Consider the following 22,661-nt stretch of genomic DNA (forward strand, 5'->3'; position numbering starts at 1 on the left):
ATGAATACGCAGCAAATAGATCAAAAAACATGGTCGTTACAGGCACTGCTATCAGGCTTTGATGTGGTTGTTGATGCGCATATCACAATAACAGGTATTGCGCTGGATAGCCGACAAGTTAAACCTGGTGATTTATTTATAGCGTTGCCGGGTACTCGTGTGAATGGCCATCAATTTATTGCTCAAGCAGTACAACAAGGTGCTGTTGCTGTATTAGCAGAGCCAAATAGTTCAGAAGTGCATGATCAGAACGCATTTTCTGTCCCAGTTTTGTGGATGCAGAATTTAAGTGTACAAGCAGGCAATATTATTGGTCGTTATTTTCATAATCCCAGTGAACATATCCAGATTATTGGTATTACAGGCACTAATGGCAAAACATCAACCTCGCACTTTATTGCTCAACTGTTTGGTGCTTTAAATATTTCTGCTGGGGTCATGGGTACTCTGGGCTACGGTATGCTTGATGCACTTAATGCGAGTGTAAATACCACGCCAAGCAGTTTAGTTATTCAATCTCACCTCGCAGAGTTAGCAGCAAAAAAAGTAGCCTATTTAGCGATGGAGGCTTCATCTCATGGGGTGGAGCAAGGCCGGCTGGTAGGTTGTGAGTTTGAAACCATGATCTTTACCAATCTTAGTCGGGACCACTTAGATTTTCATGGCACGATGGAGGCTTATGCACAAAGCAAAGCCAAGCTTTTTGCATGGCCAGGCCTTAAGCATGCCATTATTAATTTGGATGATGATTACGCTGCTTTTATAAAGCACTTTGTGGCTGAAACAACAGAGTTAGTCACTTACAGCTTAAATAATACCTCTGCGGATGTTTATGCAAGTCAGATTCAGTATTTACCTCATGGTATTCAATGTTGGTTACATACGCCTTGGGGGAGTTCTTTAGCTGATGTTCCTCTATTGGGGCATTTTAGCCTGCAAAATGTACTGGCAGCAGTTGCTGCACTTGGTTGCCATGGACAGCCCATTGAGCGGATTGTTGATGCATTATCAACGCTTAAAACCGTACCAGGCCGAATGGAATATTTTGGCGAAGAGCAACTGCCAACGGTTGTCGTAGATTATGCCCATACTCCCGATGCACTTATACATTTGCTGAAAGCGGTGCGCTTACATTCTCGTGGCAAAGTAGTGTGTGTGTTTGGCTGTGGCGGTGATAGAGATAAAGGGAAACGACCACTGATGGCGGAAGCCGTTGCTCAGTATGCGGATGAGTGTGTGGTGACCAGTGATAATCCTCGAAGTGAAAATCCTGATGCCATTATTGCTGACATCATGCCAGGATTTAAAAGTTCTTCGGTTCAGGTTCATACAGAAGCTGATCGAGCCAAAGCCATTCAAGAGGCTATTTTAACCGCAAAACCTGACGATATTGTTGTTGTGGCAGGCAAAGGCCATGAAGATTATCAGGAGGTTGATGGTCAGCGTTATCCTTACAGTGACCTTGTTCAAGTGGCAAAAATACTGAAGGAGTATGCTTATGATTAAGCACTTGCTCCTGTCAGATATACTCCCCAAATTAGATGCCCAACTGCATGGCCAGGATGCTGAGGTAGGTAATGTTTCTACTGATACCCGGCAGTTGCAACCAGGGGATATTTTCATTGCTTTGCACGGGCCAAACTTTAATGGCAATCACTTTGTAGCAGCTGCTTATGAACAAGGAGCTAGCGCAGCCATTGTGAGTGAGGTTCAAGAAAGTGTGCCCATTCCTCAACTATGTGTAAAAGATACACTCCAGGCGCTGGGTAAGTTAGCTGCACTGAATCGTCAACACTATGCCGGAAAATTAGTTGCTGTCACTGGAAATAGTGGAAAAACCACTGTTAAGGAAATGCTCTCGGCTATTTTGCGTAAGCAAGGTAATGTGCTGGCGACTAAAGGTAATTTAAATAATGCGATTGGTGCACCACTAACACTTTTACAGCTGACTGGGGATCATCAATTTGCCGTTATTGAACTTGGTGCCAGTGAAGTGGGTGAAATTGCTTATACGGCAGATTTAGCCCAGCCTGACGTTAGCATTATTACTAATGTGACGCGTGCGCATTTAGGTGGATTTGGCTCTGTTGAAAAAATAGCTCAAGCAAAAGCAGAAATTTTGCACGTCTTATCTGCCAATGGGGTTGCAGTACTCAATAAAAATGATGCGTTTTTTGACTACTGGCAAGCGCAAGCTTCATCATGTCATGTTTTGTCTTTTGCGATTGATGATTGTGCTGCAGACCTGGAAGCAACGGCCATTGAACCTTTGCCTAATGGCGGTATCCACTTTAACTTGCGTTACCAGGCACAAGTGTTTCCTGTTGAGCTTAAGCTTGGAGGCAGGCATCAAGTCGCGAATGCATTAGCGGCTATTGCTGGGGCCATTGCTCTAGGTGTTGCGATTCCAATCATTATTAGTGCCTTGGCAGAGGTTCAACCTGTCCAAGGCCGAGGAAACCGGCTACCTGGAAGAAAAGGAGCCGTATTAATTGATGATACATATAATGCCAACCCAGGTTCTGTAAAGGCTGCAATTGATTTGCTTTCACTACAACCTGGTGAGCGTATTTTGGTGTTAGGGGATTTAGCTGAGTTAGGCCAAGATGCTGAAGCTATTCATGCAGAATTAGGTGATTATGCTCGAAAAATGGGCATTGACCAATTGTTAACGGTTGGCTCTTTAAGCCAACATACGGTGGCTAGTTTTGGCGAATGTGGGCATGGCTATACGGATAAACAAAATCTTATTGATGAACTGCAGGGACTATTAACAGATGAAACCACTGTTTTAGTTAAAGGGTCTCGCAGTGCAAAAATGGAAGATGTTGTTATGGCCTGTTTGGATAGGAATGATGGGAGTAATTAATAAATGCTGTTGTGGTTGGCGGAATTTCTAGCGCAGTATGAAAGCAGTTTTACCGTTTTTCAGTATTTAACATTTAGGGCCATTTTAGGGGTGTTGACATCTTTGGGGTTAGCGCTTTGGTTGGGACCAAAATTGATTAAACAACTGACACATTATCAAATTGGCCAGGCTGTCAGAGATGATGGACCTCAGTCACACTTGAGTAAGGCTGGAACCCCAACAATGGGAGGGGCTTTAATTCTTGTTGCAATTGCTATCAGTACATTGTTATGGGGGGATCTGGATAATCGTTATGTGTGGGTGGTATTAGGCGTCACATTAATTTTTGGTGCGGTTGGCTGGGTTGATGATTACCGGAAAGTCATTGAAAAAAATTCACGAGGACTACCGGCTCGCTGGAAATATTTTTGGCAGTCAGTGGGTGGTCTTGGGGCTGCGATTTTTTTATTTAAGACGGCGCCTTCAACAGCAGAAATTGAGTTGATTGTGCCATTTTTTAAAGAAGTGGCTTTGGATATTGGCATTTTTTATATCGTACTGACGTATTTTGTAATTGTTGGCAGTAGTAATGCGGTGAACCTTACAGATGGATTAGATGGACTGGCGATTATGCCCACCGTTATGGTTGGTAGTGCTTTAGGTATATTTGCCTATTTAAGTGGCCATATTGGTTTTGCTGATTATTTACATATTCCTTATATCGCTGGTGCAGGTGAACTCGTTGTTTTTTGTTCTGCATTAGTAGGGGCTGGGTTAGGTTTTTTATGGTTTAACACCTATCCTGCTCAGGTTTTTATGGGGGATGTAGGTGCACTTTCATTAGGCGCAGCACTTGGGGTTATTGCAGTCATTGTTCGTCAGGAAATCGTATTATTTATTATGGGGGGGGTCTTTGTCATGGAGACTGTTTCCGTCATTTTGCAAGTAGGTTCCTATAAATTGACGGGACGAAGAATTTTCCGAATGGCACCCTTGCACCATCATTTTGAATTAAAAGGCTGGCCTGAACCTCGTGTTATTGTTCGCTTTTGGATTATCACGTTGATTTTAGTGTTAATTGGTTTAGCTACTTTGAAACTGCGGTAATATGAGCATGAAAAAACAGCAGAGCTTAATAGCTTCTGATCAGCTTCGTGTCATTGTCGGTTTAGGAAAAACCGGGTTGGCGTGTGCTCGTTTTTTGCAGCAACAAGGTATTAAATTTATTGTTGTTGATAGTCGAGAGTCGCCACCTGAGTTAGCTGTATTTAGAGCAGAGTTTCCTTTAATACAAGTGTATCTTGGTGGAATTCCAGAAGAGGTTTTATCGCGGGCAGCAGAATTAATCGTTAGTCCTGGTGTACCACTTACTGAACCTGCGATCGCTAATGCTAAAGCAAAAGGTGTTCGGGTTATTGGTGATATCGAATTATTCGGTTATTACTGTGATAAACCAATTATTGCGATAACAGGTTCTAATGGAAAGAGTACCGTCACCACAATGGTGGGTGATATGTGTAAAGCTGCGGGCTTAAAAACTGGCGTTGGAGGAAATTTAGGCGTTCCTGCGCTATCGCTTTTAGCTGATGATTTCGATATTTATGTCCTAGAACTGTCAAGCTTTCAGTTAGAAACCGTTGATACGTTTTCACCTGCAGTCAGCACTATTTTAAATATCAGTCCAGATCATATGGACCGTTATCCTTCATTGATGGCTTATCACCAAGCAAAACAAAAAATCTATCGTCATTGCAAAGCTGCAGTAAGTAATAAAGATGATGCTTTAACCCAGCCTCTACTTCCACAGCATATACCACATGTCTCGTTTACTCTGCATGAACCTGATTTAAAAGAATTTGGGATTATTGAAGACAGTACTGATGAGGGAGCATTTTTAGCAAAGGGACAAGAACGCTTGTTGGATACGCGAGAGTTAAAGGTTGTAGGGCATCATAATTATGCGAATGCACTTGCGGCATTTGCCCTTGGTTTCCAAGTTGGTTTACCCGTAGAAGCCATGTGCTCGGCATTAAGAGAGTATAAAGGTCTCCCTCACCGTTGTGAGTGGGTGGCAGAAAAAAATACAGTCGTATTTATCAATGACTCAAAAGCAACAAATGTAGGTGCTGCATCAGCGGCATTAGAAGGCATTGGTTCAGAAATCACTGGGAAAATAATACTTATTGCTGGTGGTGATGGCAAAAATGCAGATTTTGATATTTTAGGTGATTTATTTCATCAATATTGCCGATATTTGGTGGCAATAGGGCGTGATGCTAAACCACTACTTGCGGTGGGGAGGTCGGCAGGTATTCCTGGTGAAGAGTATGATTCACTGCAGAGTGCTGTAATTCGGGCTGCTGAAATGGCCCAGCCTGGTGATGTTGTTTTATTGTCCCCTGCCTGTGCCAGTTTAGATATGTTTGCAAATTATGAGGCTCGTGGTAATGAGTTTTGTCAATGGGTCAGGGAGTTAGTGAATGACTGAATCCTGGTGGCCTTGGATATCAAAAAATAATGTTGCTATGGCTTATGATTTACCTCTAGTCGTAGCCTCGATTATGTTGATTGCCACAGGGCTGGTTATGGTGACATCTGCATCTACAGAAATAGCCTATAGCCAGTATGATGATGTTTTTTATTTTTGTATCAGGCAGTTGCTTTATTTGGGTGCCAGTTTTGTGGTGGTAATAACTGTTTTAATGGTGCCCATGAGCTGGTGGGAAAGCAAAGGCTGGTTATTGTTTTTATGTTCATTATTAATGTTGTCTGCCGTGTTATTGGTGGGGCGTGAAATTAATGGTAGTAAGCGTTGGGTGAGCTTGGGTATTGCAAACTTTCAACCTTCTGAATTGGCAAAAGTATTTATCATTATTTATTTAGCGGGCTATTTAGTACGACGACAGGAAGAAGTTCGCCAACGTTGGTCAGGTTTTTTAAAGCCGATGTGTTTATTGGCTTTAGTTGTCTTTTTACTTTTATTAGAACCTGATTTTGGTGCTGCTGTGGTATTAATTAGTGCGGTTGTAGGCATGCTGTTTTTGGCAGGAGTGAAACTGTCGTACTTTATTTTAATGATAATGGCATGTGGTGGTGCAGTCGCCTTAATGGCATTTTCACAAGCATATCGCTTGCAACGACTAACAACCTATATTGATCCATGGGCACACCAATTTGATAGTGGTTATCAGCTAACTCAGGCATTAATTGCATTTGGTCGGGGTGAATGGTTTGGTGTAGGGCTAGGTAATAGCATTCAAAAACTGTTTTATTTACCAGAAGCGCATACCGATTTTGTATTTGCGGTGTTAGCAGAAGAGTTTGGTTTAATTGGGGCATTACTTGTTGTATTTATGCTGGTTTTTATTGCATGGCGTGCCTTGTGTATTGGGGTAGAAGCAGAGCGAGAGAATAGCTTATTTTCTGCTTACATTGCGTATGGGTTAGGTTTACTACTTGGTATGCAGGCATTAATTAATATTGGAGTAAATACAGGGTTATTGCCAACTAAAGGGTTAACGCTACCGTTGTTAAGTTATGGTGGCAGTAGTTTATTGGTGAGTTGTATGGCCGTTGCATTTCTGTTGCGTATTGATTTTGAAACACGAAGGCTTAGAGCCTCTGTTAAGTCTAAAAACAGAGGTAAACGCAATGAGTGAACAAAAAACATTTGTGATTATGGCAGGAGGTACTGGTGGACATATATTTCCTGCGTTGGCAACGGCTCGGCAATTATTAACTCAAGGCCATCGTGTACATTGGTTTGGTACGCCTAACAGTATGGAAGCTGATTTGATAGCAAAAGAAGAAATTCCCATGACACTCATCGATGTTGGGGGGCTTCGGGGCAAAGGGATTCAACGTTGGATTAAAGCGCCACTAATGATCACCAAAGCTATTTGTATGGCGAAATACCATTTAAAGAACTTGAAGCCACACTGTGTTTTGGGTATGGGGGGCTACGTTGCAGGACCTGGAGGAGTAGCAGCTAAATTACTAGGCATTCCTCTGGTAATCCACGAGCAAAATGCCATTGCTGGATTTACAAACCGTTTGTTATCACGAATTGCTACGCGTGTACTGGAAGCATTTCCAGGTACATTTGCAAGTTTGCATAAAGTTTATTGTACGGGTAATCCAGTCAGGAAAAATATTGTTCCTCTGGAAAAAGTACATGAAAAAGAGGTTAATGAGCGTCCTTTTAGGCTACTGATATTGGGTGGCAGTTTAGGGGCTGTTGCCATTAATGATGTTATGCCATCTGTCATTGCTGAACTACAACAGAAGATGACTATTGAAATTTGGCATCAGACAGGCAAAAAGAATCTAACACAAGCTCAGGCACTATATAAAAAGCATGGTGTGACAGGAAAAATTGAAGCATTTATTGAGGATATGGGAGCTGCTTATCAGTGGGCTGATCTTGTCGTATGTCGTGCTGGGGCATTAACAATTGCTGAAGTGGCGAATGCGGGTGTTCCCTCAGTATTAGTTCCTTTTCCTTATGCGGCTGATGATCATCAGACAAAAAATGCACATTATTTGGTTAATCATGGTGCTGCTGAGTTAGTTATGCAGCAAACATTTACTAAAGAACATGTGCAGCTTTTATTAACACAGCTCATGACAAATAAAGAGCGTTTGACTCAAATGGCTACTGCTGCCTGTTCGTTAGCCAGGCCGGATGCGACAAATGAAGTGGTAGAGCATTGCTTGGAGGTTGTAAAAGGTGGCTAGTACGTTAAATAAACCAGTTCCAATGTTTGCTATTCCTGAAATGCGCAGAATAAAGCGTATTCATTTTGTTGGAATTGGTGGCGTGGGCATGTGTGGTATTGCTGAGGTTTTGCTCAACCAGGGGTACGAAATTTCAGGTTCTGATATTAAGTCTTCAGCAACAGTAGAGCACTTACAACAGTTAGGTGTTGAAATAGCGATTGGTCACCATCAGAAGAATATTGTGAGTGCAGATGTTGTTGTTGTTTCGAGCGCGGTTGCTGCAAATAACCCCGAAGTGGTTGCGGCCAAAGAGGCTCGAATTCCAATTGTTCCCAGAGCAGAAATGCTTGCAGAATTAATGCGTTATCGACATGGAATTGCGGTGGCCGGAACCCATGGTAAAACAACTACAACCAGCTTAGTTGCATCAGTACTTGCTGAGGGAGGGCTGGATCCTACTTTTATTATTGGTGGAAAATTAAACTCTGCGGGTACCAATGCTCAATTAGGTGCAAGTCGCTATCTGGTTGCAGAAGCTGATGAATCAGATGCATCTTTTTTACATTTGCAGCCAATGATTGCGGTGGTCACAAATATTGATGCAGACCATATGTCAACCTATGAAGGTGACTTTGAAAAACTAAAGAAAACATTTATCGATTTCTTACATAACCTGCCATTTTATGGCTTGGCTGTACTGTGCACTGATGATCCTGTTGTACAGGAAATTCTACCACAGGTTAAGCGACCAACGATTACCTATGGTTGTGCGGAAGGGGCTGATTATCAGGCAGTCAACATAAAACAAGAGGGACAAAAAACGAGCTTTACTGCGGTATGCCCATCTGGAAAGTCGTTAAATATTTGTCTCAATATGCCTGGTAGACACAATGTATTAAATGCGCTAGCAACCATCGCAATTGCGCAAGATGAAGGTATTGCTGATGAAGATATTTGTCATGCGCTGATGCAATTTCAGGGGGTTGGTAGACGCTTTCAAATATATGGCAATTATCCTGTGTGTGATGGTGAAGTTATGTTGGTGGATGATTATGGACATCATCCTCGAGAAGTGTTGGCCACAATTAATGCAATCCGAAATGGGTGGCCAGAAAGGCGCCTAGTGATGATTTATCAGCCTCACCGTTTTTCTCGAACGCGTGATTTATATGAGGATTTTGTTGACGTTTTATCTGAAGTTGACGTTTTGTTGTTAATGGAAGTTTACTCTGCGGGTGAAAAAACAATTCCTGGGGCTGATAGTAGAAGCTTATGCCGAAGTATTCGTCAACGAGGAAAAGTAGAACCCATTTATGTTAAGCAGAGAGAAAATATCACTTCAATTTTAGAGGATGTGTTATTGCCAGGTGATATTGTTATAACACAAGGAGCTGGGGATATTGGAGGTCTTGCGAGCGAATTAGCACAGCAAAATTTATTCGTTGGACAGGCAAAAAATAGAGAGTAATGTGGCGATGATAGATGTTGCAAAAGCTGTGATAACACCAGAACAAGCTGGCCGTATTGTTGTTCTTTATGGAGGGCAAGCGGCAGAGCGGGAGATTTCATTACTCACTGGCCAAGCCATTTATGAGGCACTGGTTCAACAAGGATTCGATGCTTTTTTGCTTGATGTGAATGAGCAAAACCTACGTGATCAATTATCAAATAAAACCTTTGACCGGGCTTTTATCGCCTTGCATGGTCGCTTTGGCGAAGATGGTACCATTCAGGGATTGCTTGAAATGTTTAATATTCCCTACACTGGATCAGGGGTGTTAGCCAGTGCGCTGGCAATGGATAAGTTTCGATCAAAATTATTATGGCAAGGACTGGGTTTACCAACACCGCCTTATCAATTATTTCGACGTGGTGAGTTACAGTCTTTAACAATAAACTTGCCTTGCATATTAAAGCCCGTACATGAGGGTTCTAGTATTGGCATGACAAAAGTAAATAGTCTTGATGAATTGCAAAATGCGTTAAAGAAAGCCTATCAGTTTGATGAACAGGTATTAGCAGAATCCTGGGTTACAGGACGAGAATTTACCGTAACAATTTTACAGGGTGAGGCATTACCTATCATTGAGTTGAAAACACCACGTGAGTTTTATGACTATGAGGCAAAATATACTACAAATGATACCCAGTATATTTGTCCATGTGAGCTTCAAAGTGAGGAACGTAAACAACTTACACAACTAGCATTAGATGCATTTTCTGCTCTTGGCTGTAAAGGGTGGGGGCGTGTCGATATCATGCAAGATAAATCGAACAATTTTTGGTTGTTAGAGGTCAATACAATACCTGGTATGACAACACACAGTTTGGTTCCTAAGGCGGCTAAAGCCGGGGGAATCGATTTTAACCAGCTGGTGGTGTCTATTTTAGCGACTTCCAAAAGTTGATTATTTGCCAAACAGTTTGGGTAAAGCGATAATGCTTGACGTGTATGGTTATAGTGATGTCAATGTGAGAGGTAAACGAAAAAAAACACGCGGAGCAAGCCGCAATACTTCGAATAAAAAAGGAAGCAGTGCGTTTGTTTTTTATCTAAAAATCGTCGGGAAACTATTGGCATTATGCGGTATTATTTTTATAGGGGGGTATACTTGGCCCTATATTGAAAAAAAAGTAAATCAACCTATAGCTAGAGTAAAGGTTCAAGGGAAATTTGCTGCGTTAAAAGAGCAGCATGTCCAGCAGACGATAGAACCTTTTCTTGAGCAACGTTTTTTTAGTTTAAAGATAAAAAAGCTACAGATAGCACTGGAACGGCTGCCTTGGGTTGAAACTGTCGTTATACGACGATTATGGCCTGATCAGCTTGCGGTCCATATAATTGAGCAAATTCCTGTAGCTCAATGGAATAAGCGTTCGTTATTAAACGCTAATGGAGAAAGCTTTACCCCGGAAGATGTTAATGGATTTGAGGGATTACCACATTTGGTAGGACCTAAAGGTACTCAATTAGAAATGATGAAGCAATACCATTCCATCAGTCAACAGTTGAGGCCTTTAAATTTATCCATTGTGTCGCTACAGCAAAGTGAACGGGGCAGTTGGACGTTAAAAGTAAATGGTTTAAAGATTTTGCTGGGGAGAGATGATCTTTTAGAAAAAATGCAACGTTTTGCGCTGATTTATAAAGCGGAGTTGCAAACGCAAAAGCAACGAATTAAGTCTGTTGATGTACGTTACTCAAATGGTGTTGCAGTTGCTTGGCGAGAACAACGTGGTTAAACGTCGTATTTAAAGAATATGAAAGTATGAAAATAGTTGGCGTAAGAAGGTCTGATTGAATGGCTGCTGCAACTGGCGGAAAAATGATTGTGGGACTAGACATTGGCACTTCCAAGGTAGTAGCCATTGTTGGTGAGCTGAATGATGAAGGTTCACTGGAAATAATAGGTATTGGCGCACACCCCTCTCGAGGACTTAAAAAGGGTGTGGTGGTTAATATTGAGTCTACCGTACAGTCCATCCAGCGTGCTATTGAAGAAGCAGAACTCATGGCAGGGTGTCAAATTCACTCTGTGTATGCAGGTATAGCAGGCAGCCACATTCGTAGCCTTAATTCTCATGGTATTGTTGCTATTCGTGATAGAGAAGTAACAACAGCAGATATTGCTCGGGTTATTGATGCCGCACAGGCTGTAGCTATTCCGGCGGATCAAAAAATACTGCATATACTGCCTCAAGAGTATGTTGTTGATACTCAGGAAGGTGTAAAAGAACCATTAGGAATGTCTGGGGTGCGTTTGGAAGCAAAGGTGCATCTTGTGACATGTGCGGTAAATTCAGCACAAAACATCGATAAGTGTGTTCGGCGTTGTGGTCTGGATGTAGAAGACATAATCCTTGAACAGTTGGCATCAAGTTATGCCGTTTTGACTGATGATGAAAAAGAGCTCGGTGTGTGTTTGGTTGATATCGGTGGGGGGACGACAGATATTGCCATTTTTACTGAGGGTTCTATTAGGCACACTGCGGTTATTCCTATTGCTGGTGATCAAGTTACTAATGACATTGCCATGGCTTTGAGAACCCCTACACAGCATGCTGAAGAAATAAAAATTAAGTATGCCTGTGCATTAACACAGTTGGCGGGTGCTGAAGAAATGATAAAGGTACCAAGTGTAGGGGATAGGCCACCGAGAGACTTATCTCGTCAGGCATTAGCTGAGGTAGTGGAGCCTCGTTACGATGAGTTGTTTACTTTAGTGCAGGCTGAGCTTCGTCGTAGTGGGTTTGAAGACCTTGTTGCCGCAGGTATTGTTTTAACAGGAGGTACCGCAAAAATGGAAGGGGCCGTTGAATTGGCTGAAGAAATATTTCATATGCCAGTTCGATTGGGTGTTCCACAAAATGTGAAAGGTTTGGCTGATGTTGTACAGAACCCGATCTATTCAACAGGTGTCGGATTATTAATGTATGGCATTAAACATCAAAAGGAAGGCCAGTTGAGTGTGCCTATTCGGGAATCACAAGATGGGATCTTAATGCGGATGAAGCAGTGGTTTCAGGGTAACTTTTGATAATGACGAGAGCCTGGGGTGTGGACTACAACCTTACGCAAAACTGATGTGAAGCGATAGAAAGGAGAGGGTTATGTTTGAGTTGGTCGATAATGTGCCGCAAAACGCGGTCATTAAAGTCATCGGTGTTGGTGGCGGAGGTGGTAATGCCGTAAATCACATGTTAAGTAAACATGTGGACGGGGTAGATTTTATCTGTGCAAATACCGATGCCCAAGCACTAAAGCATTTACATGCGAAAACTTTATTACAGCTAGGTACGGCAATCACCAAAGGACTTGGTGCAGGCGCTAACCCTGAAGTTGGCCGCAATGCTGCTATAGAAGATAGAGACCGGATTGCCGAAGTACTTTCTGGGGCTGATATGGTCTTTATAACCGCAGGTATGGGTGGAGGAACTGGAACAGGTGCTGCCCCTGTAGTTGCGCAAGTTGCCAGAGAGCTAGGGATTCTGACAGTAGCTGTTGTTACGAAGCCTTTTCCTTTTGAAGGCAAAAAGCGTATGGCTATTGCTAATGAAGGAATGATTGAGTTGGCTGAGAGTGTTGACTCATTAATCACTATTCCTAACGAAAAGTTACTACCTGTTCTTGGTAAAGATGCTAGTTTACTTTCTGCTTTTAGTGCTGCAAATGATGTATTACTGGGAGCTGTACAGGGTATTGCTGACTTAATTATCCGTCCAGGTATGATTAACGTTGACTTTGCCGATGTTCGTACCGTCATGTCTGAAATGGGTATGGCTATGATGGGGACAGGCTCTGCTACGGGGTCCAATCGAGCTGTTGAGGCTGCAGAAGCAGCAATTCGAAGTCCTTTGTTGGAAGATGTCAATTTACATGGGGCTCGAGGAATTTTAGTAAATATTACAGCAGGTCTCGATCTTTCTTTGGGTGAGTTCTCAGAAGTGGGTAATACTGTAGAGCAGTTTGCATCTGAAAATGCTACCGTAGTAGTTGGTACTGTGATAGACCCCGATATGTCTGATGAGTTACGAGTCACCGTTGTAGCAACTGGCTTAGGTGAGAATGTAAGTTCAGAAAAACCAGTTAAAGTTGTAGATAATACGAAAAGTGATGGTACGTTAGACTACAATAAACTGGATAAGCCTACGGTCATGCGTAAGCAGGCTGCTGCAGAGAGCACATCAACAAAGGCTGTTAAGCCTGACGCAGCTCGTAACTCGGATAATATGGATTACTTAGATATTCCTGCTTTTTTGAGAAGACAAGCAGATTAGTACGGCGTTGTTCGCGAAAAGTTGGTGATGAAGAACAACTTTGATACAATCGCCGGCTCTGTGTAACTCTATGCAGGATTTTGACAAAGCGGCGTTAATTATGATCAGACAAAGAACGTTAAAAAATATAATCCGAGCAACAGGTGTTGGCCTTCATTCTGGAGAGAAAGTTTATTTAACATTAAAACCTGCACCCGTTGACACAGGAATTGTTTTTTGTCGCACTGACTTAGATCCTGTGGTGGAAATTTCAGCAAAAGCAAAGAATGTTGGTGATACAACACTTTGTACTTCTTTGATAAATGCTGATGGAATTCGTGTTGACACTGTTGAGCATCTACTTTCTGCCATGGCTGGGCTTGGAATAGATAATGCCTATGTTGAGGTTAGTGCTCATGAAGTCCCTATTATGGATGGTAGTGCTGGTCCATTTGTGTTTCTGTTGCAATCTGCAGGAATCATGGAACAGAATGCCCCTAAGAAGTTCATTAGAATCAAGCGTGAAGTTACCATTAAAGATAATGACAAAGTAGCAACTTTTCTGCCTTTTGATGGCTTTAAAGTATCTTATGAGATTGATTTTGATCACCCGGTATTTCGGAGTAGAACTCAGAAAGCCAGTATTGATTTTTCTAGTACTTCTTTTGTAAAAGAAGTAGCAAGAGCTCGTACTTTTGGCTTTATGCGTGACATTGAATATCTTCGATCAAAGAATCTTATTCTTGGTGGAAGTGTTGATAATGCAATTGTAGTGGACGATTATCGAATTCTTAATGAAGATGGTCTGCGCTACGAAGATGAATTCGTTAAACACAAAATGCTTGATGCAATTGGTGATTTATATCTTCTTGGCTATAGCCTTATTGGAGAATTCCGTGCGTATAAATCAGGTCACGCATTAAATAACCAAGTATTGAGAAAACTTATTTCTCAGCAAGATGCTTGGGAAATGGTTACGTTTGATGACCCATCAACAGCTCCTATATCTTATATGCGTCCTGTAGCCGCTGTGTAATGGCTTGAAAAAAGTCGTTATATATTGCTAGTTAAGTATATTTACTTGTTTTTTTGTGGATATTACCTAGTCGGTGCGGAATAAAATTTGTATTGTCCTTACATGGATATACTTGAAATTTTCGAGTTATTCACAGACTAATCTAAGACTTTTTGCACCAAAAACATGATTCAAGTATTTTGGTGTCAGTGCTTTCAGGTAAATAAAAGCACATTTATGTTGAGTGTTAACAGAGAGTTAAAGAGTTTTCAAAAGTAGGCTTTTGAAAGTAAATAAACAGAAAATTCTGTATTTCTTTCAGGTCAATAGTTGAATGAATTACAGTCAAGTGTTAAATTCGTCAGCTAAACTGTTACTTTATGTATAGTTTTTGGCTACATAATGTGTGAAAACAACTATACTTAGTTTTCAATTATTGGAAAGTGGTCAATTAAGGGAGTTAGAAAATACGTCAGGTAATAACTTGGTCGTTATAGGATTGAGACTTCAAGACCGCTAAGATCCAGGTAGAACGCAAAACATAATGAATATTATCGTCGTTAGGCGCAGTCATGGACAGTCGAAAACGGTCAATGTGCGGTTTTCAACGATTCTTGTTGCCAGCATTCTGTTTTTAGCATCGTTAGTGGTGCTCAGCGCATGGATAACTTATTGTGTCATGCAGATGGGCTCACAGGTTGTTGTAACAGCTAAAACAGCTAAACAGTGGCAACATCAAATTGCGCTTCAAAAGCAAGAAATTGAACATTTAAAAAAGCAAGCAAATGTCCAGCTTGATTCGCTAGCATTACGAGTGTCTGAGCTGCAAAGCCGTATAGTTCGGCTAGATGCTCTGGGTGAGCGTCTAACATCTATGGCGCAGCTTAATGATGGTGAGTTTGACTTTTCTGAGCCTCCTGCTGTAGGTGGCCCCTCCTCTCAAGATTTAGATCAATCTTATACTGCTCCAGATTTTATTGAGTTAATGGATCAACTCATTGGTAAGATTGAAAGCCGAGAAACTCAATTAGAAATTCTTGAAGACCTTTTAGCCAATCGAAAACTCTCAGAAGAGTTTTTAGTAAAAGGTGTCCCTGTCCTTAAAGGTTTTATTTCCTCTCGCTTTGGTTATCGTACTGATCCTATTACAGGGCGTCGGTCATTTCATGGAGGAATTGATTTTGCTGCAAAGCATGGTGAAAATGTGCTTGTTGTTGCTTCTGGCGTAGTTACTTTTTCTGGCCGTAAGAATGGATATGGAAATGTAGTGGAAGTGAACCATGGTGCAGGTTTAGTCACGCTTTATGCTCATAACAGTGCCCTACTGGTCGATGTTGGAGACATAGTTGAGAAAGGTCAGTCCATAGCTCTTGTGGGTAGTACTGGTCGTTCTACAGGCCCTCATGTTCATTTTGAAGTGTTTAAAGGTGGGCGTAGGGTTAACCCCTCTGGCTACATAGATAGAAACATGCTGACCAGAAAGTGAGCTATTTAGCTCACCGTTAGTGCTGAGTTTCGAATAGTACAGATTTAGCGGTAACATTACCCTTTTATTATCTCTATGGAATCCCCACCTTGGGAAATGTGTCCAACCTTTTTTATATAGCTGAGCATTATGTTAGCCCCCTTAGTCCGAAAAGTTTTTGGTAGTAAAAATGATCGCCAGTTACGGCGTATGAGAAAAATTGTTAAAACCATAAATGCCCAGGAGGAGGGCTTACAAAAGCTGTCTGATGAGCAGCTGCAGCAAAAAACAGCTGATTTTAAGCAGCGAATAGAGCAAGGCGAAACACTGGATAAACTGTTGCCTGAAGCCTTTGCGGTGGTACGTGAAGCAAGTAAGCGTGTTATGGGAATGCGTCACTTCGATGTGCAGATGATTGGTGGAATTACACTGCATGAAGGGTGTATTGCTGAAATGCGTACAGGTGAAGGTAAAACGTTAGTTGCAACATTGCCAGCTTATCTAAATGCTTTATCTGGAAAAGGTGTTCATGTTGTGACTGTAAATGAATATCTTGCCCGTCGTGATGCTGGCTGGATGCAACCGCTTTATGAGTTCTTGGGGCTTTCTGTGGGGGCGGTGGTTCCAGGTCAAACACCTGAAGAAAAGCGAGCAGCGTATCAAGACGATATCACCTATGGTACCAACAATGAGTTTGGCTTTGATTATCTTCGTGACAATATGGCTTTCAGTATTGAAGATAAGTTTCAGCGGGGGCTAAATTTTGCCATTGTCGATGAAGTAGACTCCATTTTAATTGATGAAGCACGAACACCACTCATTATTTCTGGTGCGGCAGAGGAAAGCTCCGAACTTTATATTGCTATTAATAAATTGGCACCAAAGTTAACTCGTCAAGAAGAGGCGGTGGAAGGACACTTCACACTTGATGAAAAAACGCGTCAAGTAGAGTTGACTGAGGAAGGTCATCAGTATGTTGAGGAACTACTAGTACAGGCTAACTTGTTAGCCGAAGGTGATAACCTCTATGCGGCTCAAAACCTGAATTTACTGCATCACGTATATGCAGCATTAAAAGCTCACACCATCTTCCATAAAAATGTAGATTACATTGTTCAAGAAAATCAGGTCTTGCTTGTTGATGAGCATACTGGTCGAACAATGCCAGGTCGACGATTATCTGAAGGCTTACATCAGGCTTTAGAAGCAAAAGAAAATCTACATGTTCAAAGTGAAAGCCAAACGCTGGCATCAACAACTTTTCAGAATTATTTCCGTTTGTATCAAACACTGTCAGGTATGACAGGTACTGCAGATACAGAAGCCTTCGAGTTTCGGCAGATCTACGGCTTGGATGTTATTGTAATTCCTACACATAAACCAATGATTCGAAAAGATCATAATGATTTGGTGTATTTGACCATTGAAGAAAAATACAGCGCAATCATTGCCGATATCAAAGAGTGTGTAGCCAATAAAAGACCTATTTTAGTAGGTACTGCATCAATTGAATCTTCAGAAAGAGTTTCTCAAGCTTTAACAAAAGCTAAGATTCCTCATGAAGTACTGAACGCTAAGTTCCATGCCAGAGAAGCAGAGATTATTTCTCAGGCAGGTAAGCCAGGAGCAGTAACTATAGCCACCAACATGGCGGGGCGTGGAACGGATATTATGCTTGGAGGAAATTGGGAGGCGGAAGTTGCCCAATTAGAAAACCCTTCAGAACAGGATATAGAAAAAGTCAAAGCAGAATGGCAAGAAAGACATAAACAAGTACTTGAAGCTGGTGGCTTACATATTATCGCGACTGAGCGTCATGAATCCCGTCGAATAGATAATCAGCTTAGAGGTCGCTCAGGTCGTCAAGGCGACCCAGGGTCTTCTCGTTTTTATCTTTCTCTTGAAGATAATTTAATGCGTATCTTTGCTTCGGATCGTGTTAAAGGGTTTATGAAAGCATTGGGTATGGAGAAAGGTGAAGCCATTGAACACAGAATGGTAACCAATGCGATTGAAAAGGCTCAGCGTAAAGTTGAAGGCAGAAACTTTGATATCCGTAAAGCCTTGTTGAAATACGATGATGTAGCCAATGAGCAACGTCGTTACATTTATGGTTTAAGAGATCGGGTGCTTGAAGTTGATGATGTAACAGATATCATCGATGAATATCGTCACGAAGTGTTAACCTCTGTAATAGATCAGTTTATTCCTCCACAAAGTTTAATTGAGCAATGGGATATTGAGGGCTTAGAAGAACACTTGGCATCTGAATTTAATGTCAAACTCCCCATACAACAGTGGTTGGGTGAGGATAAAACCCTTCACGAAGAACCCCTTCGTCAAAAAATTGCGCAAACATTGATTGATGAGTACAAAGCTAAAGAAGCTTTAACGGGTCCAGAAGTATTACGCATGTTTGAAAAACAAATGCTGTTACGGGTTCTGGATGACAAGTGGAAAGAGCATTTATCAACAATGGACTTCTTGCGTCAGGGAATTCACTTAAGAGGTTATGCTCAGAAGAATCCTGAGCAAGAGTATAAGAGAGAGGCATTTGAGCTGTTTAAGCAAATGTTGCAGGATATTGCGCATGAAACCATCAAAATTCTGACACATGTACAAGTCCGTCAAGATGATAATACTGAAGAGGTAGAAAGGCAGCGTCGTGAAGCCATAGCTCAACGTATGCGTTACGAGCATGAAGAAGGTGGAGCACTTGCTGAGGCTGGGGTTGAGGATGTTGAATCTAATAAGCCTTATACTCGAGAGGGCAAGAAAGTGGGTCGAAATTCCCCATGTCCATGTGGATCGGGTAAAAAGTATAAGCAATGTCATGGCCGACTAGGCTAGTTGACGGAAAGTTAAAAAAAGGCGACATTATGTCGCCTTTTTTTATGTTTTACTTTTGCTCAATAAGTTGAGGTCTGATGTGTCAGAGCTACGTGTATTACCTGTACCCGGCATTAAATGGGCAACAGCTTCTGCTGGAATCAAAAAATCAGGCGAAGATGTTGCTGTTATGATCGCAGATTCTACAGCAGTGATGGCAGCTGTTTTTACAAAAAATGCCTTTTGTGCCGCACCGGTAATTATTGCGAAACGACATATGTTGCACAGTCCTCTCGCTTGGTTAATTAATGCAGGTAATGCTAATGCGGGTACTGGCGAGGTCGGGATGACAGCAGCAAAAATAAGCTGCCAGACGCTTGCTGAAGTTAAGAGTAATTTAGAATTGGAACAAGTGTTGCCTTTTTCTACAGGCGTTATTGGTGAGTTGTTACCTGTAGATAAGATTATTAAAGTGATGCGGACATTAGTGCTACAAGAGTCCTCAACAAGTTGGTTGGCTGCTGCAAAAGCTATTATGACGACTGACACGAAAGTAAAGCTTTTTAGCAAAAGTGTTAAGTTAACAACGGGCACAGTTACCTTGACGGGTATAGCGAAAGGCTCAGGAATGATTAAGCCAAATATGGCGACAATGCTTGCCTTTATTGGAACAGACGCCAATATAAGCCAACCATTATTGCAAAAAGCGTTGACCTCTAGCGTTGATCAGTCATTTAACCGTATAACGGTTGATGGTGATACTTCAACTAATGATGCTTGTGCAATTGTTGCATCAGGAAAAGCTAAGCATTTATCAATAAGTGACGAATCTCATGCAGACTATGTACTTTTCACTAAAGCACTTAATGACTGTTGTATATCTTTAGCAAAGCAGATTGTTAGAGATGGAGAAGGAGCAACAAAGTTTATTGCTGTAGAGATTTCTCAGGCAAAAACATCAAAAGAAGCTCTGGCTATTGCTTATAGTATTGCTCACTCGCCATTAGTAAAAACAGCATTTTTTGCAGAGGACGCAAATTGGGGAAGAATTCTAGCGGCTATAGGTAAAGCTGATATTCCAGATTTAGTGATAAGTAAGATTAATATTTATTTAAGTGATATTTGTATTGTCGAAAAGGGAGCAAGGTCACCAAATTATCAAGAGTACCTAGGACAACAAGTGATGCAGGATCAAGAAATCACCATAAAAGTTGTTTTAGGTCGAGGTGAAGCTTGTGAAACGGTGTGGACAACTGATTTATCTCATGAGTATGTACGAATTAACGCGGAGTATAGAAGTTAATATGGTTAGTAAGTCTGTTCATGTTGCCGTTGCCGTAATTGTTAATACATCAGGTGAAGTACTTATTGCCAAGCGAGCCTCTCATCAACACCAAGGAGATAAGTGGGAATTTCCTGGAGGCAAGGTTGAATTAGGTGAAGAGGTCACTGATGCTCTGGTTAGAGAGTGCAAGGAGGAGCTGAATATAACCGTTAAACCCTCAAGAAGGCTGATTGCAATTACACATGATTATGGTGATAAATGCGTTATGCTTGATGTGTGGTATGTAGATCACCTATCAGGACAGCCTGTTGGGTTAGAAGGACAGCCAATTCGCTGGGTTTCAACAGATACGCTTTGGTCTTATACCTTCCCTTCTGCAAATAAGCCTATCATTCGTGCAATACAACTGCCCTCTGAATACGTCATTACTGGAGACTTTACTGATTATGATGAACTGTTCATTAAAGTAAAAAGAATAATAGGGCATGGACATAAGTTAATTCAGTTTAGAGCACCACAACTTAGTGAGCAGGATTATCTGGCTATTGCTTCTGAATTGCTCCTTTTTTGTGAAGCTGCAGGATGTCGCTTGATGCTTAAAGGAAGTCCACAATCCGTTTATCAGTTGGGAGGAAAGGGGTTACACCTGACAGCTCAACAATTAAAGTTGGTTTCTGCCACTGATCTTGAGCCATTTAAACAACCAAATTATTTACTGGCGGCATCCTGTCATAATGAAGCAGAAATAAGGCTAGCGGAGCAACTTGGAGTTGACCTGATAACGTTATCTCCAATCAAACATACACAAAGTCATCCTACCCTGCAGCCTTTATCTGATGCAGAGCGTGACTTACTGACACAAAAAGCAACTATACCGGTATACTGGCTAGGAGGTATGAGCCAAGATCAGCTTTCTTTGGCATGGTCTCTGGGGGCTCAGGGTATAGCCAGTATTCGTGCTCATTGGTGAAGGTTTGAGAATAACGGGTGAACGTTACTCAGATCTGCTGAAGTTTCATCTATATTTTCAGATAAAGTATCTGCATAAACAGGGTTACCAGGAATCTTATGTTCTTCTGCAGCCCAACACCCTAGGTCGATGAGTTTACAGCGGTCACTGCAAAAAGGGCGATGAGGATTAATCATTGTCCACGCAACTGTTTTTTGGCATGTAGGGCAGTTGACCTTGAGCGTCATGTTGTCACCATTGATAAGTAGGTTTGATGAATACTCGCTAGCTTTGTGTAAAGTTGATCAAGATTACCACTATTATCAATAATATCGTCAGCCATCGCTAGTCGTTTCGTTCGAGGCAGTTGTGAGGCAATTATTGCTTCAACCTGATCTGCATCCTGTTGATCCCGGTTACAAACACGCTGAATCTGGATGTCTTCAGTTGTGTCAATGACCAATACACGGTTTACTAACTTATGTTGTTCTGTCTCTAATAGTAATGGAGAAACCATAATCGCATAGGGGGAAGATGCACTGTTTAAGTCGCCTAACATTTTCATATTAATCAAAGGGTGAAGTAACTGTTCTAGCCATTGCCGTTGTTGCTGATTCTGGAAAATAATTTCTCTTAATTTACGACGATTTAAGCTTTGATCATCATTTAAAATACTTTTACCAAAGTGTGCCACAATTTGCGAAAGTGCAGGAGAGCCCTTTTCAACAAGCATTCGACTCACCTGATCGGCATCTTCAATATGAATGCCTTGTTGTTTGAAAAACGCTGTGGCAGCACTTTTACCGCTACCTATTCCTCCAGTGAGTCCCACAATAAACATTATTAAAAACCTGCTAGCTGAAAATATTGTTGAACAATTGTTTCTCCCCAAAACAGCGCTACCGCTCCTGCTCCTGCTAGATAAGGTCCAAAAGGGATAGGAATTTGATGGTCGTGGCCTCTAAAAAGAATGAGTAAACCGCCAACAATGGCACCAATAAAAGAGGATAATAAGATAATTAAGGGCAACATTTTCCAGCCAAGCCATGCACCTAACATTGCAAGTAGTTTGAAATCACCATAGCCCATACCTTCTTTTTGGGTGAGAAGTTTGAACAGCCAATAAACACTCCATAAGGTTAAATAGCCAGCAATCACTCCCCATAGTGCTTGATCAATGGTAGTAAAGAGTTGCCATTGAAAGTTGATAAGCAGACCAACCCAGAGCAAAGGTAATGTAATATCATCAGGTAGTATTTGATGGTCGAAGTCAATCATCGTTAAGGTCAATAATGCCCACAGTAATAAGCAAGCAGTAATTGTGTTTAATGAAAAACCAAAGTACCAGCCACTCAAAAGTGCAAGTAAACCTGCTATTAGCTCAATTAGTGGATAACGAATACTGATTGACATACTACAATTGGCGCATTTTCCTTTTAGCAGTAAGTAGCTTATAACAGGAATATTTTGCCAGGGTTTTATAGGGGTTTTACAAGAAGGGCAGTGAGAGTGGGGAAAAATTAAGTTAAATTTTTCTTGATTGTTTTCCTGCGGTAGCTTGAGCAGGTCTCGACACTCACACTCATATAGCCGTTGTAGAATGATTGGGTAACGTAAAATCACAACATTCAAAAAACTACCTACGATTAGCCCAAAAACTAACAAAGTAATTAAGAATGCTGTTGGGCTATAAGCTAAATATTCAATAATGCTCATTTATTTTCCTACAGGAGCAAGATAGGCTTATTAACAGGAAAAAGGGCAGCGAAGCTGCCCTTAGTGGTCACTACAGTG

The 22,661-nt window shown here is 41.5% G+C and carries 19 protein-coding genes; 16 read left to right on the top strand and 3 right to left on the bottom strand.

The features are described from left to right. The 16 genes from ACQ96U_RS11220 to ACQ96U_RS11295 all read left to right on the top strand — a co-directional run bounded on the left by ACQ96U_RS11220 (position 1) and on the right by ACQ96U_RS11295 (position 20,888). Positions 1-1,506 (top strand): UDP-N-acetylmuramoyl-L-alanyl-D-glutamate--2,6-diaminopimelate ligase, encoded by a 1,506-nt coding sequence (locus tag ACQ96U_RS11220; protein WP_431721339.1) that lies wholly within the window; start codon positions 1-3, stop codon positions 1,504-1,506. After that, positions 1,499-2,869: a UDP-N-acetylmuramoyl-tripeptide--D-alanyl-D-alanine ligase gene (locus tag ACQ96U_RS11225; protein ID WP_431721340.1), complete on the top strand. Its 1,371-nt coding sequence runs from the start codon at positions 1,499-1,501 to the stop codon at positions 2,867-2,869. The genes ACQ96U_RS11220 and ACQ96U_RS11225 overlap by 8 nt, the downstream gene beginning before the upstream one ends. A 3-nt stretch (positions 2,870-2,872) precedes the next feature. Further along, positions 2,873-3,955 (top strand): phospho-N-acetylmuramoyl-pentapeptide-transferase, encoded by a 1,083-nt coding sequence (gene mraY, locus ACQ96U_RS11230; RefSeq protein WP_431721341.1) that lies wholly within the window; start codon positions 2,873-2,875, stop codon positions 3,953-3,955. A gap of 7 nt (positions 3,956-3,962) precedes the next feature. Further along, positions 3,963-5,336, top strand: coding sequence for a UDP-N-acetylmuramoyl-L-alanine--D-glutamate ligase (murD, locus tag ACQ96U_RS11235; protein WP_431721342.1), 1,374 nt, complete (start codon positions 3,963-3,965; stop codon positions 5,334-5,336). Continuing rightward, on the top strand, positions 5,329-6,507 hold the full coding sequence (ftsW, locus tag ACQ96U_RS11240) for a putative lipid II flippase FtsW (protein ID WP_431721343.1): 1,179 nt from the start codon (positions 5,329-5,331) through the stop codon (positions 6,505-6,507). Before murD ends, ftsW begins: the two co-directional genes overlap by 8 nt. Then, on the top strand, positions 6,500-7,585 hold the full coding sequence (gene murG / locus ACQ96U_RS11245; RefSeq protein WP_431721344.1) for an undecaprenyldiphospho-muramoylpentapeptide beta-N-acetylglucosaminyltransferase: 1,086 nt from the start codon (positions 6,500-6,502) through the stop codon (positions 7,583-7,585). Before ftsW ends, murG begins: the two co-directional genes overlap by 8 nt. A gap of 22 nt (positions 7,586-7,607) precedes the next feature. Further along, entirely contained in the window at positions 7,608-9,035 is a 1,428-nt protein-coding gene (murC, locus tag ACQ96U_RS11250; protein WP_431721460.1) for a UDP-N-acetylmuramate--L-alanine ligase, read from the top strand. 7 nt (positions 9,036-9,042) lie between these two features. Beyond that, entirely contained in the window at positions 9,043-9,975 is a 933-nt protein-coding gene (locus tag ACQ96U_RS11255; protein WP_431721461.1) for a D-alanine--D-alanine ligase, read from the top strand. A 31-nt stretch (positions 9,976-10,006) separates the two neighbouring features. After that, positions 10,007-10,810: a cell division protein FtsQ/DivIB gene (locus ACQ96U_RS11260; RefSeq protein WP_431721345.1), complete on the top strand. Its 804-nt coding sequence runs from the start codon at positions 10,007-10,009 to the stop codon at positions 10,808-10,810. A gap of 59 nt (positions 10,811-10,869) precedes the next feature. Continuing rightward, positions 10,870-12,105, top strand: coding sequence for a cell division protein FtsA (gene ftsA / locus ACQ96U_RS11265; RefSeq protein WP_431721346.1), 1,236 nt, complete (start codon positions 10,870-10,872; stop codon positions 12,103-12,105). Between the two features lie 73 nt (positions 12,106-12,178). Next, positions 12,179-13,345: a cell division protein FtsZ gene (gene ftsZ, locus ACQ96U_RS11270; protein ID WP_431721347.1), complete on the top strand. Its 1,167-nt coding sequence runs from the start codon at positions 12,179-12,181 to the stop codon at positions 13,343-13,345. Positions 13,346-13,445: 100 nt separating this feature from the next. Then, a complete protein-coding gene (gene lpxC / locus ACQ96U_RS11275) occupies positions 13,446-14,360 on the top strand; it encodes a UDP-3-O-acyl-N-acetylglucosamine deacetylase (protein ID WP_431721462.1) in 915 nt (304 codons plus the stop codon). Between the two features lie 523 nt (positions 14,361-14,883). Continuing rightward, complete coding sequence (locus tag ACQ96U_RS11280) at positions 14,884-15,825, top strand: peptidoglycan DD-metalloendopeptidase family protein (RefSeq protein WP_431721348.1); 942 nt, start codon at positions 14,884-14,886, stop codon at positions 15,823-15,825. Between the two features lie 129 nt (positions 15,826-15,954). Beyond that, entirely contained in the window at positions 15,955-18,654 is a 2,700-nt protein-coding gene (gene secA / locus ACQ96U_RS11285) for a preprotein translocase subunit SecA (RefSeq protein WP_431721349.1), read from the top strand. Between the two features lie 79 nt (positions 18,655-18,733). Next, a complete protein-coding gene (argJ, locus tag ACQ96U_RS11290; RefSeq protein ID WP_431721350.1) occupies positions 18,734-19,936 on the top strand; it encodes a bifunctional glutamate N-acetyltransferase/amino-acid acetyltransferase ArgJ in 1,203 nt (400 codons plus the stop codon). A 1-nt stretch (position 19,937) separates the two neighbouring features. Next, positions 19,938-20,888 carry a Nudix family hydrolase gene (locus ACQ96U_RS11295; RefSeq protein WP_431721351.1) on the top strand — a complete coding sequence of 317 codons (951 nt, stop codon included), beginning with the start codon at positions 19,938-19,940 and terminating at the stop codon, positions 20,886-20,888. Here the strand turns inward: ACQ96U_RS11295 and yacG are convergent. From yacG to ACQ96U_RS11310, 3 genes are read right to left on the bottom strand one after another with little or no spacing between them, the layout of a single operon-like run. Further along, positions 20,879-21,115, bottom strand: coding sequence for a DNA gyrase inhibitor YacG (gene yacG, locus ACQ96U_RS11300; RefSeq protein WP_431721352.1), 237 nt, complete (start codon positions 21,113-21,115; stop codon positions 20,879-20,881). The two genes, ACQ96U_RS11295 and yacG, sit on opposite strands and share 10 nt — an antisense overlap. Then, the gene (gene coaE / locus ACQ96U_RS11305) at positions 21,112-21,708 is read right to left on the bottom strand and encodes a dephospho-CoA kinase (RefSeq protein ID WP_431721353.1); all 597 of its coding nucleotides are present in this window, start codon (positions 21,706-21,708) and stop codon (positions 21,112-21,114) included. Before coaE ends, yacG begins: the two co-directional genes overlap by 4 nt. A gap of 2 nt (positions 21,709-21,710) precedes the next feature. After that, positions 21,711-22,583, bottom strand: coding sequence for a prepilin peptidase (locus ACQ96U_RS11310; protein ID WP_431721354.1), 873 nt, complete (start codon positions 22,581-22,583; stop codon positions 21,711-21,713). Positions 22,584-22,661 lie beyond the last annotated feature (78 nt).

Origin of the sequence: Zooshikella sp. RANM57 (genome assembly GCF_050749885.1) — a bacterium.
GTDB lineage: Bacteria > Pseudomonadota > Gammaproteobacteria > Pseudomonadales > Zooshikellaceae > Zooshikella.